General features: G+C 60.5%; 8 protein-coding genes. All 8 read right to left on the reverse strand.

Annotated elements, in window-relative coordinates; translation table 11 throughout:
- Positions 1-134 precede the first annotated feature (134 nt).
- Positions 135-3,575 (reverse strand): molybdopterin-dependent oxidoreductase, encoded by a 3,441-nt coding sequence (locus ACOKS3_RS21330; RefSeq protein WP_073661981.1) that lies wholly within the window; start codon positions 3,573-3,575, stop codon positions 135-137.
- Positions 3,576-3,589: 14 nt separating this feature from the next.
- Entirely contained in the window at positions 3,590-4,720 is a 1,131-nt protein-coding gene (locus tag ACOKS3_RS21335; RefSeq protein ID WP_049285238.1) for an MFS transporter, read from the reverse strand.
- Positions 4,721-4,799: 79 nt separating this feature from the next.
- The gene (locus tag ACOKS3_RS21340) at positions 4,800-5,186 is read right to left on the reverse strand and encodes a MerR family transcriptional regulator (protein ID WP_015912830.1); all 387 of its coding nucleotides are present in this window, start codon (positions 5,184-5,186) and stop codon (positions 4,800-4,802) included.
- 49 nt (positions 5,187-5,235) lie between these two features.
- Positions 5,236-6,741 (reverse strand): efflux transporter outer membrane subunit, encoded by a 1,506-nt coding sequence (locus ACOKS3_RS21345; RefSeq protein ID WP_003821143.1) that lies wholly within the window; start codon positions 6,739-6,741, stop codon positions 5,236-5,238.
- A gap of 20 nt (positions 6,742-6,761) precedes the next feature.
- Positions 6,762-9,938 (reverse strand): efflux RND transporter permease subunit, encoded by a 3,177-nt coding sequence (locus tag ACOKS3_RS21350; RefSeq protein WP_012614062.1) that lies wholly within the window; start codon positions 9,936-9,938, stop codon positions 6,762-6,764.
- On the reverse strand, positions 9,935-11,242 hold the full coding sequence (locus ACOKS3_RS21355) for an efflux RND transporter periplasmic adaptor subunit (protein WP_003821145.1): 1,308 nt from the start codon (positions 11,240-11,242) through the stop codon (positions 9,935-9,937). The genes ACOKS3_RS21350 and ACOKS3_RS21355 overlap by 4 nt, the downstream gene beginning before the upstream one ends.
- A 111-nt stretch (positions 11,243-11,353) precedes the next feature.
- Positions 11,354-14,068, reverse strand: a complete 2,715-nt coding sequence (locus tag ACOKS3_RS21360) for a heavy metal translocating P-type ATPase (protein ID WP_012614060.1) — start codon at positions 14,066-14,068, stop codon at positions 11,354-11,356.
- A gap of 166 nt (positions 14,069-14,234) precedes the next feature.
- Positions 14,235-14,804, reverse strand: coding sequence for a DUF4148 domain-containing protein (locus ACOKS3_RS21365; RefSeq protein ID WP_034018378.1), 570 nt, complete (start codon positions 14,802-14,804; stop codon positions 14,235-14,237).
- Positions 14,805-14,982 lie beyond the last annotated feature (178 nt).

Genomic DNA, 14,982 nt, shown 5'->3' on the forward strand with positions numbered 1-14,982 from the left:
AAATTGATTAAATCGGCTATTGAGGTGAATTCGTACAAAAAATTGAAAATTGTTTAAAACATAATGTTATTCATAGAAAAAATCAGGCCACTGAAATGGCCTGATGTAAAGGATGCTAATAGCTAGTACTTACCTCAAGCATCAATCGTGATATCACCGGCAGGAATGCACTGACATGTCAAACATGCCCCCTCATCAGAGGGCTCCACACCATTCAGATGCTGTACGTTCCCTGCAATCACCCTAGTTGAACAGCTTTCACATTGTCCAACACGACAACCACTAGGCATTTGAATCCCAAGCTTTTCCCCAAAATTAAGTAGAGTACCTTTATCCGTGGTCCAAATCTCTGTTCTTCCTGATTTTGCAAAAATGACTTTATGACGTAATGAGGGATCATTATTTATTTTTGCTGGAGAACGAAATATCTCGTAGAAAATAGCAAATGCAGGTACACCTCTCTCCTGAAGCCCTCGCGATATCGCATCCATCATAGGCTGCGGACCACACATGTAATAACGAGCATTATTCTCAATAAGATATGCCTCGACATCTCCCGCACCAACGTAACCAGCTCTATCATAATCCAATCCTGGAATATCACAGTCGAGGGGCTGATTGTAGATATTAATTACTTTAAGCCTGTCAATAGACGCATTTAGCTCCGCAATTCTTTTCTTAAACGCATGTAGCCTACTATTTTGATTAGCATAGAAAAGCCAGATCTCCGGACCTTCCGCTTGGGGGTTAATAGACTCCAGATAGGAAATGAATGGAGTAATTCCAATACCGCCAGCAAAGATTACGACAGGCTGGACGGCATTGAGCGGGACAATGAAATTCCCCCCAGGAGGGGTAAGTTCAACATCCTTGCCTATCTGCAAATGCGTGTTTATGTAGGATGACATTATTCCTTCAACATACTCACCTTTCTCATCAGTCGCTTTCTGATGACGGACAGAAATGGAATAGGTTTTACGGTCATGAACAAACGCAGGGCCTGTCAGCGAATACGCCCGGGTAACGATCTCTTCAGAATCGCTCATCGGACAACAGCTAACAGTGATATGCTGGCCCGGTTCATAATCAGGTAAGTAGCCTTCACTGTTCGATTGGAAGGTAATTGTCGTAACATTATCTGCTTCTTTTTTCAGTTCAATGACTTTGAATGTTTTACGACCTTCCCAGGGGCGCCTTATCAGCTCAAAATCATTCAAGCGGCGAATGCGGCAGCGGAATGAACGCAAAGGTAAAGCACCGCTGACTGGATCATAGCTATCACCGCTGATTAAACTATTGTAATTGCTACTGTACTCACCTTTAACCGGGTATGAAGGTTTGCCAAAATCAGGACAAGCCTGCCACCACCCAAACTCAGCAATTACAGTTTCATGAGAGAGTTTGGCTTCCACTTTTGCTCTAAATCGAGCAAGACCTGCTCTCGTTTCAATTTCTACCCAATCCCCCGTCTTGATACCTTCTTCGTCAGCCAGAGTTGCCGAAATGTCTACCGTTGGATAAGGTGCTTTTTTTCGTAGGCTAGTCAGGCTTCGATGTTGGCTATGACAGAAGAATCCGCTTTTAACGGATGTCAGCATTAATGGATAATCAGGATCGTTGCGCTGGTATTCTTGCGGCTGTACATACTCAGGTAAAGGATTGTAACCATAGTGATGAAGGATCTCAGAGTAAAACTCTGCACGTTTTGTTTCTGTATTGAAACCTGCCAGATATCCACTATTTGGGTCTCTGAAAGCATATTTTCTGACTTTATGCTCAAGCGGGATATCGTAACCTTCTGGCTTATTTCTGAGCATCTCAACAGTCAAACCTAATGGTTCTAGTTGATAATTCCAGGCTGCCTCAATATTGCCGTCGAAGAACGCTTCATTCATTCCTAACCGGCATGCAAGATCGAAAACAATCTCAAGGTCGGAACGGCTTTCACCGCGCGGAGAGACCATTTTTTTTCTCAACTGAATGTGGTCCTGAGCAGCAGCACTACTTTCAAACCCGGTTCTTAGGCCTTCGCGCTCCCAGGCAGTGTTAACTGGCAGAAGGATATCAGCATACTTTGATGTAGGCGTTTCAAACAAATCTACATGGGCATAAAACTCAAGCGCCTCAAGCGCCTGTTGTCCGAGAGAAGTATCACTTTGTGAAAGTAATATGTTGGCACCAAAGCCAATTAACCCGCGAATTTTATAGGGTGTACCTTCTAATACTGAATGCCAGATATCCTGAGAATGAACCCAACCTTGTGAAGGCGGCCCGATAGGCCTTTCTTCAAGGCCTAATGCTTTATCCCATTGTGATTTAGGCATCAATGTCGGTGAATTAACCACATTTACCGGGTGGCTGGCATAGATTCGATTACATCCTTCCTGATCGAAACAACCGGTTAAAGCATACAGTGTCGCAATCGCACGTTCTGTTTGGGTGGCATTAGTGTGTTGAGCCACTCCAGACCAACTGTGGTAGGCGATTTTCTTGGCCCCGGCAATCAAACTCGCAGCGGCTTCAATTGACGCAACAGATACCCCGGTGATACGGCTTACGTTTTCTGGGTCATAATTAGCCAACATATCTTTAAAAGATGAAAACGCCGTTTGGCAGGAAATTTTTGCACCATCAGCTATTGCGACTTCAACATTGCCCTCAAGTGCAGCTGTAGGCATCAGCGTTTCTTCAGTTCGAGTCTCGGAATCGATAAATGTGACTTGCTGGTTGTGTTCGTCCCAAACTGTATAGCGATTACTGATGGCAAGTGGGTTAATATCTTTTTCCCGAAGAAAATAACCATTATCATTTCGAACCAACAAAGGACCATTAGTCCAGTTTCGAACAAACTCATGATTAAACAGGTTTCGTTCTACCAGGAGATGGCTTAACCCCAAAGCTAATGCACCGTCAGTTCCAGGATTGACATCAAGCCAGGCATTTGCTTCTTTCGCTAAGGGTGTCGGGCGAGGATCCACGACAATCAGTTTTGCGCCGTTATTTCGACCAGTACCAATCGCACTAGCCTGGGCAAGCCAAGTATTCGCGGGGTTATGCCCCCAAAGAAGAATAAGATCGGCATGGGAATAATCAGCAACAGGAATGCCGCAGCCAAAGGTCCATCGATGTGCAACGTCTTTATGCCAGTTACATATCTCAGTTCCATAGCTGGTATTTGGGCTGCCATAGATACGAACAAATCGCTCTAACCATTCAATTGCATCACTGAGGGGGGTACCGCTTGGGCTCGTAAAGCCGAAAGCGACAGATTCAGCTCCATCCTCTCGTTTAAATTTTTCCAGTTGTCCGGCTATCGTTGACATAGCCTCTTCCCAACTTATACGTTGCCAGCCCGGATCCTCTGCACCTTTAGGATGAGTTCTCTTCATCGGGTACAGAATTCTATTTGCGCTGTCCACCAGCTCAGGTGCCGCTTTCCCCTTCATACACATGGCCTTACCATTAGGGTGTTCAGGGTTAGCCCGTACCTTGATCAGGTGGTCATTTGCTACTTCACTCAGCGTCCCACACCGCGAACGGCAAAGTGTGCAATATCCGGGAATAATATCTGACATTGGAAACCTCACTACTAAAAACAGTTAATATTCTTTAAAATTGCCGACGGCCTGTGCTTCGTTGCGCGCGACATGCGATTTTCCACCACGGCCGCCGTGGCGGCGAAGACGAAGAAGTCGTTCATGCCCTGCGCCTTGCCCCGCTCGGCCGGGGTGTGGCAGTCGGTGACCATCGCCGTGGCGCCGATGAAACTCAAATTCCAGCCGATGCCCAACAGCGCCAGCGAGCCCCAGAAGTGGGACAGGCCGAGCCCGCCCAGGGCCACCACCCCGGAGGCGGCGAGCAGCACCATGCCGACGGCGGTCACGCGCTCCTTGCCGTAGCGCACCATCAGTCGCCCGGTGAAGAAGCTCGGCCCGAACATCGCCAGCAGGTGCCACTGTATTCCTAGGGCGGCGTTGTCCACCGAATGCCCGTGGTTGACCATCGCCACCGGCGCGGCCGTCATCACGAACGCCATCACCCCATAGGACACCACGCCCGCAGCCACGGCCAGCAGATAGCGCGGCATCGCCAAGAGCTGCAGCACCGTCCGACCGCTATCGGCGACTGCTTCGGCCTGGGTCTGGCTCGGCGTGCGCAGCATCAGCAGGATCGGCAAGGCGATCAGCGGCAGCAGCGCCTGGCTGAGGAAGCTGCCAACGTAGGGCGTGCCCGCTACCGCATCGCGCGTGAAGATCACCAACTGCGGCCCGATGATGGCGCCCGCGAGACCGCCCACCATGACCCAGGAAATGGCCTTGGCCTTAAGCGCGTCCTCGGCGGTGTCGGCGGCTGCGAAGCGGTAGCTCTGCACATACGCGCCGTAGAAGCCCGCCAGGAAGGTGCCGGCGCAGAAGATCCAGAACGAGGCCAGCATGATGCCCAACGCGGCGATCAGGCCCGAGGCCACGCCGAAGCCGACCCCCACCACGTATCCGTTGCGGCGGCCATGGTGCCGCATGATGAAGGCGGCAGGCAAGGTGCCGATGGCAAGACCCAGGCCGAACAGACTCACGGGCAAGGTGATCCAGGCCGAATTCTTGGCAAGCTGCTGGCCGACCAGCCCACCCAGCGACATCACGATGGGCGCGCTGGCGCCGCCGAGCGCCTGCGCGGCGGTGAGAACGCCGATGTTTCGGCGCGTGATGCTCTGGTCGGTCATGGGCGTCTTTCTTATTCGTTTGTCTGGCCGGAAATATTACACGCATGAATATATATTCAGTTATATGGACATGCGATGCTCACGAACCATCGCGAGCCGGTCCATCCTCGGAAGCCCCGGCGGAAGCAGCACCGTGCAGGGCCAATGCGAGCAGGTGCTCTTTCACCTGGATCAGTTGCTCCATGCGTTCCTCAACACAGGCGAGATGGCCTTGGACAGCCTGCCTTAGCAGCTCAGGTTCCAGGAACCCCTCATGTGCCCAACCCAGTAGGCGGCGCACGTCATCCAGGCCGATTCCCGAGGCACGGTAGTTGCGAATCAGGTGAAGCCGTTCGACATGGGCCGGGCCATAGCGCCGATAGTTGTTGCGTGACCGCTCCGGGGCTTGCAACAGGCCCTCCCGCTCGTAGAACCGAATGTTCTCCGGGGGGGTGCCCGTCAAGCGCGCAAGTTCACCGATCCTCATCCGGTTCTCCGTGCGCAACGATGGGGAACGCCGCCGTTGCGCATAGCCCTTATCCCGGCGACCGGGCGGATGGTTGCCCGGTGGCGCCCGATTGCACCGTGTGCTCAGTCCAGCCGCCACCCAGCGCCTTGTAGAGGTGGATGAGGTTGTTCAGCCGCGTCAGGCGCGTGCGCACCAGGGTCTGCTGCGCACCGTACTGTGTGCGTTGCGCATCGAGCAAGGTGAGGTTGTCGTCCACGCCTTCCTGGAAGCGTTGCTCGGCTAGTTGGTAGGCTTTCTGGCTAGCCGCTACCAGGAGCTGCTCCGAGCGGATCTGCTCATCAAGCGTGCGCTTGCCCGCCAAGCCGTCAGCCACCTCAGCAAAGGCCGCCTGGATAGACTTCTCGTAGTTGGCGATTTCGATCCTCTTTTGTACCTGTGCCACGTCCAGATTGGCTCGCAACGCGCCGCCGCGGAAGATGGGCAGCGTGATCTGCGGCAGGAAGCTCCAGGCCCGCGAGCCCGAATCGAACAGGCCGTCCAGCGAAGCGCTGGCCGTGCCCGCCGAGCCCGTGAGGCTAATCGTCGGGAAGAACGCGGCCCGCGCCGCGCCGATGTTGGCGTTGGCGCCGATCAGCATCTGCTCGGCGGCGCGGATGTCCGGCCGACGCGCGAGCAGTTCGGACGGCAGGCCGCTCGGCAGGTCGGTCGGCACGATGTCGTCCGGCAGCGCCACGGCCTCGTCAAGCTGCCGGGACAGCTCCGGCGTCAGCGGCTGGCCCAGCAGCAGCACCAGCGCGTTGCGGTCCTTGGCCGCCTGCCGCGTGTAGGCGGCGCGGTTGGCCTCGGCGGTGCGCAGCGCGATCTCCGCGCGGCGCAGGTCGAGCTGCGTGGAATTTCCCGCTTCCACCAGTTGGGTGGTCAGGTCATAGGAGCGCTTCTGTGTGGCGAGGGTGTCGCTCGTCAGGCGCAGCAGTTCCTGGTCGGCGCGCAGCGTGAGGTAGGCGCTGGCCACCTCGGACACCAGGCTCATCTGCGTGGCGATGCGGGTCTCGTCGAGGGCCAGGTAGGACGCCAGCGCCCGGTCGTTGAGGCTGCGGATGCGGCCCCACAGGTCCAGCTCCCAGGCGGCCGTCACCCCGGCCACGTCGTAGCGCCGGAGCACGTCGCTTTGCCCCGTGGTACTGAGGTCGGCCGGTACGCGCTCTGACGCGCCGCGGGCGGAAACGCCCAGGTTCGGCAGCATCTCGGCACGCTGGATACGGTACAGCGCCTGAGCCGCCTCCACGTTGAGCGCGGCTTTGTGCATGTCGCGGTTGTTCTCCAGCGAAATGCCGATCAACTGCTGCAGCAGCGGGTCGCGGAAGAAGTCCCGCCAACCGATCTCGGCCGTGATCGCGTCGTCGGGCGTCGCGGCCGCCAGTTCCACATAGGCCGCGCCCGAGGGATAGGCCGTGTCGATCGGCGCTGCGGGCCGGTCATACTTCGGTGCCATGGAGCAGCCAGCCAGCGCCGCCGCGAGGGCGAGCGGCGCCAGCGTCCTGGCGGGTCGTGTGAATGCGAAAGATGTTTTCATGTCGTATGTCCTCCTGGCCGTCATGCGTGCTGGTCGGTCATGCCGCCACGGGCATGGCGCGCTTCGCGGCGCAGCGCCAGCTTGCGCACCACAACGTAGAACACCGGCGTCAGCACCAGGCCGAATACCGTCACGCCCAGCATGCCGGCGAACACCGCGATGCCCATGGCGTGGCGCATCTCGGCGCCCGCACCGCTGGCCAGCACCAGCGGCACCACGCCAGCGATGAAGGCGAACGACGTCATCAAGATCGGGCGCAGCCGCAAGCGCGCGGCTTCGAGCACGGCTGCCAGCGGATCGGCCCCTTCGCTTTCCTTCGCGCGGGCGAACTCCACGATCAGGATCGCGTTCTTGGCAGCCAGGCCGACCAGCACCACGAAACCGATCTGCGTGAAGATGTTGTTGTCGCCCCCAGAGAGCCAGACGCCGGCGATCGCCGAGAGCAGCGCCATGGGTGCAATCAGCAGCACAGCGAACGGCAGCGACCAACTGTTGTACTGGGCCGCCAGGAACAGGAAGGCGAGCAGCACCGCCAGCGCGAAGATGTAGATCGCCGTGTTGCCAACCCGTTTTTCCTGGAAAGTCAGGTCCGTCCATTCGTAGGTCATACCGTCCGGCAGCGATTCGCTCACGATCTTCTCAATCGCGGCGGTGGCCTGGCCGGACGAGTAGCCCGGCGCTGGCCCGCCGCTGATGTCGGCCGAGGGAAAGCCGTTGTAATGCATCACCCGGTCGGGGCCGGAACTGCGCTCGATGGTCGCGATCGCGCTCAGCGGGATCATGTCGCCCGCTGCATTGCGCACCTTGAGCATGCCTATGTCCTCAGCCTGCATGCGGAACTGCGCATCGGCCTGGGCCATGACCCGGTAGGTGCGACCGAAGCGGTTGAAGTCGTTGACGTAGAGCGAGCCAAGGTTGACCTGCAGGGTGTCGAACACCTCGGTCAGCGATACGCCCTGCGACTTGGCCTTCACCCGGTCGATGTCCACCTGCAACTGCGGCGCATTGGTCTGGAAGCTGGCGAGCATGTTCGCCAGCTCGGGCGCCTGCATGGCCTTGCCCATGATCTGGCCCTGTGCCTGCGCAAGCGCCTCGGGACCCAGGCCCGCCCGGTCCTCGATCTGCAGCTTGAAGCCGCCCATCGAACCCAGGCCCGGCACCGGCGGCGGCGGGAAGATGCCAACGAAGCCGTCCGGGATCTGGCTGAACTTGCCCATGAGCTTGCCCTGGATGGCGAAGGCCGACAGCGACGGGTCCTTGCGCTCATCGAAGGGCTTGAGCATGGCGAACATCAGCGCGGTGTTCGGCTGGTTCACCGGTCCATTGACCGACAGGCCCGGGAAGGCCACCACGCTCTCGACGCCCGGCTCAGCCAGTGCGATCTTGGTCATCTCCTTGACGACCGCCTCGGTGCGATCCAGCGAGGCGCCGGTCGGAAGCTGGGCGATGCCCACGAGATAGTACTTGTCCTGGGCCGGCACGAAGCCCGCAGGCACCTTGTGGAAGCCCAGCCAGGTCAGGCCCAGGAAGCCGACGTAGAGCAGCAGCACGATGGCGCTGCCGCGCACCGCGCGGCGCACGCCCCCGACGTAGGAATTCGAGGCGCGATCGAAGAAGCGGTTGAAGCGGCGGAAGAAGCCGCCGAACACGCCGTCGATGATGCGCGTGAGACGATCGGGCTTGGCCGCGCCGTGGTGCGGCTTGAGCAGGATGGCGGCCAGCGCTGGCGACAGCGTAAGCGAGTTGATCGCCGACAGGATGGTCGAGAACGCGATGGTCAGCGCGAACTGGCGATAGAACTCGCCCTGCAGCCCCGACAGGAACGCCGAGGGGATGAAGACCGCTGCCAGCACCGAGGTGATGGCCAGGATCGGGCCAGTCACTTCATCCATCGCCTTGCGCGCCGCATCCTTGGGCGATTCGCCCAGCGCCATGTGGCGCTCCACGTTCTCCACCACCACGATGGCGTCATCCACCACGATGCCGATGGAGAGCACGAGGCCAAACAGCGACAGCGTGTTCAGCGAGAAGCCGAACATGTGCATCACCGCGAACGTGCCGACCAGCGAGACCGGCACGGCGATCAGTGGAATGATCGACGCGCGCCAAGATTGCAGGAACAGCACCACCACGATCACCACCAGGAGGATGGCCTCCAGCAGCGTGACGGCGACGGACTGGAGCGAGGCGCGCACGAAGACTGTGGGGTCGTAGGCGATCTTGTACTCGATGCCTTCGGGGAACTTGGCCTGCAGCCGCTCCATCGTCGCGCGCACCGCGCTGGACGTGTCCAGGGCATTGGAGCCGGGCGTCATCAGGATTTGCAGGCCGACCGCGTTCTCGCCGTCGAGCTGGCCGCGCATGGTGTAGTTGTCCGAGCCCAGTTCCAGGCGTGCGACGTCGCGCAGGCGGGTCACCTGGCCGTTGGCGCCGGCCTTGATCACGATGTCGCCGAACTGCTCTTCGGTGGTCAGGCGCCCCAGCGCATTGACGCTGACCTGGAAGGCGGCCGACGCATTCGGCTGCTGGCCGATCGAGCCGGCTGCGACCTGCACGTTCTGCTCGCGGATGGCGGCGACCACATCGCTGGCGGTCATGCCCCGCGATGCGACCTTCTCGGGGTCGAGCCAGACGCGCATTGCGTACTCGCCTTCACCGCCGATGATCACGTTGGCGATGCCCGGCAGGCGCGCCAGTTCGTCGCGCACGTTGAGCATCGCGTAGTTGGACACGTACAGCGGGTCGTAGCGGTCCCCCGGCGAGAGCATATGCACCACCATGAGAATATCGGGCGCGGTCTTGTCGGTGACCACGCCGATGCGCTGGACCTCGGGCGGCAACCGGGGCAGCGCGCGTGAGACGCGGTTCTGCACCTGGATCTGCGCGACGTCGGGGTCGATGTGCTGCTCGAACGAGATGGTCAGCACCATCCGCCCGTCCGTGGACATCTGGGACTGCATGTACATCATGCCTTCCACGCCGTTGACCGCCTGCTCCAGCGGCGATGCCACGGTGTCGGCGATCACCTGCGGGTTGGCGCCGGGATAGCTGGCGGTGACCTGCACCGTCGGCGGCGTGACCTGGGGGTACTCGCTCAGGGGGAGCTGGAAATAGCTGATCGCGCCCGCGATCAGCATCAGCACCGACAGGACGATGGCGAAGATCGGCCGGTTGATGAAGAAGCGGGGGAAATTCATTTGCGGGCCTCCGCCGAGCCGGCCGCGCCGTCAGCCTTGGCGGGGTCCGCGCCACCGGCCTTGGCAGGCGCCGCAGCGGGAGCCGGAGCGTTTGCCGCAGCCTTGGTCGCGCCGGTCGCGCCGGCGGCCGGTGCCGCGGGCGCCTGCATGGGCACCATGCGCGGCGTGACCGCCATGCCGGGGCGCACGAGGCCCTTGATGATGATCTTCTCACCGGCCTGCAGGCCGCCGTTGATGACGCGCAGCCCGTCCACCACCGGCCCCAGTTCGATGGGCCGGTACTGGGCCTGGTTGTTCTCGCCCACGACCAGCACGTAGTTGCGCCCTTGGTCGGTGCCCACGGCCTGATCGTCGATCAGGACGGCCTCGCGCGCCGCGCCGGTGGACAGCTTGGCCCGGGCGAACATGCCGGGTGCCATGCGCCCATCCGGGTTGGGCACAACGGCGCGCGCGCGGATCGTGCCGGTGCTTCGGTCAATGGTGTTGCCCACGAAGTCGAGCGCGCCCCTGTGCGGGAAACCCTTGTCCGTGGTCAGCCCGACCTGCACGGGCAGCGAAGCCTTGCTACCGGCGCCCGCAGCGGGCCGCGAGCGGCTGACGACGTTGAGATAGGTGGCCTCATCAATGTCGAAGTACACGTGCAACGGGTCGATGGATACGATCGTGGTCAGCAGCGTGGCCGCGCCGGCGCCGCCACCGCTGACCAAGTTGCCCTCGGTCACGAGCACGCGGTCGACGCGCCCGGCGATGGGCGCAGTGACGCGGGCGTAGGACAGGTCCAGCTGAGCCGCAGCAACGGCGGCCTTAGCCGCCTGCACCTGAGCCTGGCGCGCGTTGCGTGCGGAGGCGGCATCGTCATAGGTCTTGCGCGCGACGGCGCCGGTCGCCACCAGGCGCTCGGCGCGGTCAAAGTCGGCCTGGGCCTGGCTGGCCAGCACCTCGGCCTGACGCAGTTGCGCCACGGCCGTGTCGAGCGCAACCTGGAACGGCCTCGGGTCGATCTGGAACAGCAGTTGGCCCTTGCGCACGAGGCTACCTTCGGGAACGCTCACCGCATCGACGGCGCCGCCGACCCGCGAGCGCAGCTCGACGGTCTTGGGCGCGGCCAGGAAGCCGGTGTACTCGGCCGATGGCGCGACCGTGCGGGTAATGACCTCGGCCACGGGCACCTGCGGCGCCATCGGCGCGCCCGCCGGGGGCGCCGCGGCCTTGCCCTCGTCCTTGGCGTCGCGGGCAGCGATCGCTATCCCCCCGACGGCTGCGATGACGCCTGCCACCACAATGATTCTGATTTTTTTACGCATGGAAGTGACCCTTTCTTGGATGCAGGACTCCGGCCCTTCCGAAGCGCTCTGCAGACATTTGTGTGGAGGCTAGGCGTTACAACGACGGCAAGGTCAAGCCCTCTTGTTGCCTCAGCGGGCAGACGGCACGGACAAGGTGGTGGGACGCCCGGCGTCGTCGCCGTGGTTGGCCTCCGGCGCGCCCTTGAAGCGCAGCAGGCGCAGTGCGTTCAGCGTGACCAGGGCCGTGGCGCCGGTGTCGGCCAGCACGGCAACCCACAAGCCGGTGATACCCAACACGGTGGTGACCAGGAACAAGCCCTTGAGGCCAATGGCGAATACGACGTTTTGGTGAATGTTGGCCATCGTCGCCCGCGACAGGGCCACCAGGTGGGCCACGTCCGTGACGCGGCTCTTGAGCAGCGCGGCATCGGCGGTTTCCAGCGCCACGTCCGTGCCGCCGCCCATGGCGATACCCACGTCGGCGGTCGCCAGGGCCGGCGCGTCGTTGATGCCGTCGCCGACCATCGCCACCTTGGCATCACGCTTCATCTCGTTGACCAAGCGCAGCTTGTCCTGCGGCAGCAGCTCGGCCTCCCACTCGATGCCCAGCTTGCCGGCGATCGCCTGCGCGGTGCGGCGGTTGTCGCCGGTCAGCATGACCGAGCGCACGCCCATGGCGTTGAGCTGGGCCACGCCTTCGCGCGCGTCGCGGCGGGGCTCGTCGCGCAGGGCCAGCAGGCCCAGAACGTTCTTGCTGGCTTCGTCGAACAGGACCACCACGGTCTTGCCGCCATCCTCCAGCTTGTCGATTTCCCTGCGGTGCGCGGCTGTCAGCGTGGCCGTCTGTTCCGCATGGGCGGGCGATCCGACAGCGAGCGCACTGCCGTTCACGGTGGCGCGCACCGCCTTGCCGGCAATGGCCGATGCGCCCGTGGCCTGGGGAATCGCCACGTCCAGGCTCTTGGCATGGGCGACAATGGCCTTCGCCAAGGGATGGTTTGAGCCGGACTCGACAGCGGCGGCAAGCGCAAGGACCTGTTGATGCTTGAACAGCCCGAAGGGCAGGACCTCGGTGATGCGCGGCTTGCCCTCGGTCAGCGTGCCAGTCTTGTCGAAGGCAATGGCGCGCACGCGGCCGATGGTTTCCAACGCGTTGCCACCCTTGATCAGCAGGCCCCGTCGCGTGGCCACCGCAAGGCCCGAGGCGATGGCCGCCGGTGTGGAGAGCACCAGCGCACATGGGCAGGCAATCAACAGCAGTGCGAGGCCGCGGTACAGCCAGGTACCCCAGTCGCCACCCATGGCAAGTGGCGGAACCACCACGATCAACGCCGCGATGGCCATGACGGCAGGGGTGTAGTAGCGGCTGAACTTTTCGATGAAGCGAGCCGTGGGCGCCTTGGAGGACTGCGCCTGCTCCACCAGTTGGATGATGCGAGAAATGGTGTTGTCCGATGCCGTCTTCTCGACTTGTACTTCGAGCACGCCATCGACGTTGATGGAGCCGGCGAACACGTCGGCACCGATAGCCTTTTGACGCGGTACGGACTCGCCGGTGATAGGCGACTCGTCCAGGCTGCTTTCACCGCGGAGGATCTTGCCGTCCGCAGGCACCCGGTCACCAGGGCGCACCAGCACGCGGTCGCTCACGCGCAGGGAAGCGGCGGGCACTTCGCGCTGCCCGCCCGCGGCATCGAGCAGTACCGCCGTCTTAGGCACCAGGGAGGCCAGCGCCTTGATGCCGGCGCGCGCGCGGCCGGCGGCCACGCTTTCCAGCAGCTCGCCGATCGCGAACAGGAACACCACGGCAGCAGCTTCCTCGGCCTCGCCTATCACGAGCGCGCCCAGCGAGGCGACGACCATCAGCGTTTCGATAGAGAACGGCGAGCCTGACACAGCCAGCGCGAAGGCTTTGCGAGCGAACGGCAGCACGCCCGCGATCACCGCAGCGGCGAAGATCCATTCAGCGTAGCCAGGAACGAACTGCGCGATCGCGTAGGCCGAGCCCATCAGGCCGCCCAGGCCCAGCACGTGCTTGCCTTTCTTCGTCTGCCACCAGCGCTGATGGCGCGCCGTCGATGCTGCTGCTGGGGCCGCGGGTGCTGAGCCATCATGGCGGCGCACGTCGGAGACGCCGAAGCCCAGGCTCTTGATGGTCTTCTCGATGTGGCCGAGCTGCGTGGGGCCGCCAGACGCGAGCGTCAATTCCAGCGTTTCTGCGGTGAAGTTTATGCGGGCATCGGACACGCCATCCATGCGAGCGAGCGCCGTTTCGATCTTGCCGACGCAACTGGCGCAGTCCATGCCCTCGACGCGCATGGACACGTTGGGGGGCGTGCTGGGTGCTCCACGGGAGGCAGAGGCCGGCGCATGGTCATGCCCGCTGCAGGCCCCGTGATCGTGACCGTGGTCATGGGCATGGGCATGGCCGTGAGCATGGCCATGCCCATGGTCATCACCGCACGCTTTGCCGTGCGAATGATCGTGCCCGTGGTCGTGGGCATGCCCATGGTCATGGTGGCCGCCGCAGCCGGCGTGGTCATGCGCGTGGGCCGCATGGCACGGTGCAGGTGCTGCGGACATTTCGGACGCGGGCAGTGCCTGCACGTCGAAGCCCAGGGACCGGATTTTCTTGGCAATGTCGCGTGCAGTATTTCGGCTACTTGTGCTGCGCGTCAACGTCAGCGTCTCATTTGTAAAATTAACCTGTACATTTGATACGCCATCAATTCGACCAAGCGCTGTTTCAATCTTGCCGACGCAACTGGCGCAATCCATACCTTCGACCCGAAAGCCCAGTTGTTCGTCCTGCGCTCCTGTGCCGTCCAATGTTTCCAAAGACATATCAATCTCCTGGTTCTCTGAGTAATCGCCGTGGCAGGACGCACAAATCAGCGATCGGAATGTTATGCAAACAAATGAACACTTGTTTGTATGTTTATTCAAAAAAAAGAAAGAATCTCTTTCTGGCTGAACCATCCGACCGCTGCTTTATGCAGCTGCCATTAAGTCATTTTTTGTTGCGCAGCATCTGGTAGGTTTCAAATGCGGTGCGGTAGGCATCACTATAGGTATCAGGCGTCTGCTCACCAGCCCAGAATCCAGCCATTCCCGCAACCTGCCAATCTGCCAAATCACTCTTTACTTGAGCACGAGTCAATGCCACCGGAGCCTTGTAAGCCGCAACCAGCTTGAGCTGGAGATAGCTCTCGTAGGCTTGTTGGTAGGCTTGGGTGTGCGAAGCGGTGGTGATTCCGCGCGAGGTGAACGCGTGCATGCCGGAGATTTTCCACAGTTCCAAATCAGCCATCACTTCAGCACGAGTCTTTCCTGCTGAGGGCGCCTGATACATATCACCTTGGGTCAATTGCAAGTAGCGCTGAAAGGCAGCCTGGTATTGAGGGCTGAACGTATCCGGGCCGCTTTCGCCGCGAGACAACGCTTCCAACCCAGATTGCCTCCAAGCAGCCAGATCCTCCTGGACCTGTTGCCGTGTCATATCTGCGGCGAACGGTTGAGCGTTTACTCCAGCAGCAAAAAGTGCGGAAAGCAGAACAGCAAAGCGAATTTTCTTGGACATGGTCAATACTCCTTGACGTTAAAAATAATGGCGTGGTCCTTACGCCTTTCGGATACCCCGTAGACAAATAATAACACACATGAAGATATGTTCAAGTGTTTATTTTTAGAGTGCTTTTTGCTTGGGGTCTTCTAGGCATTCAGCAAGGCGCGCCGGTGTCTCTCTAGATTAATAGCCA

The sequence above is a fragment of the Pseudomonas sp. HS6-2 genome (assembly GCF_049325675.2).
Classification (GTDB): Bacteria; Pseudomonadota; Gammaproteobacteria; order Pseudomonadales; family Pseudomonadaceae; genus Aquipseudomonas; species Aquipseudomonas putida_N.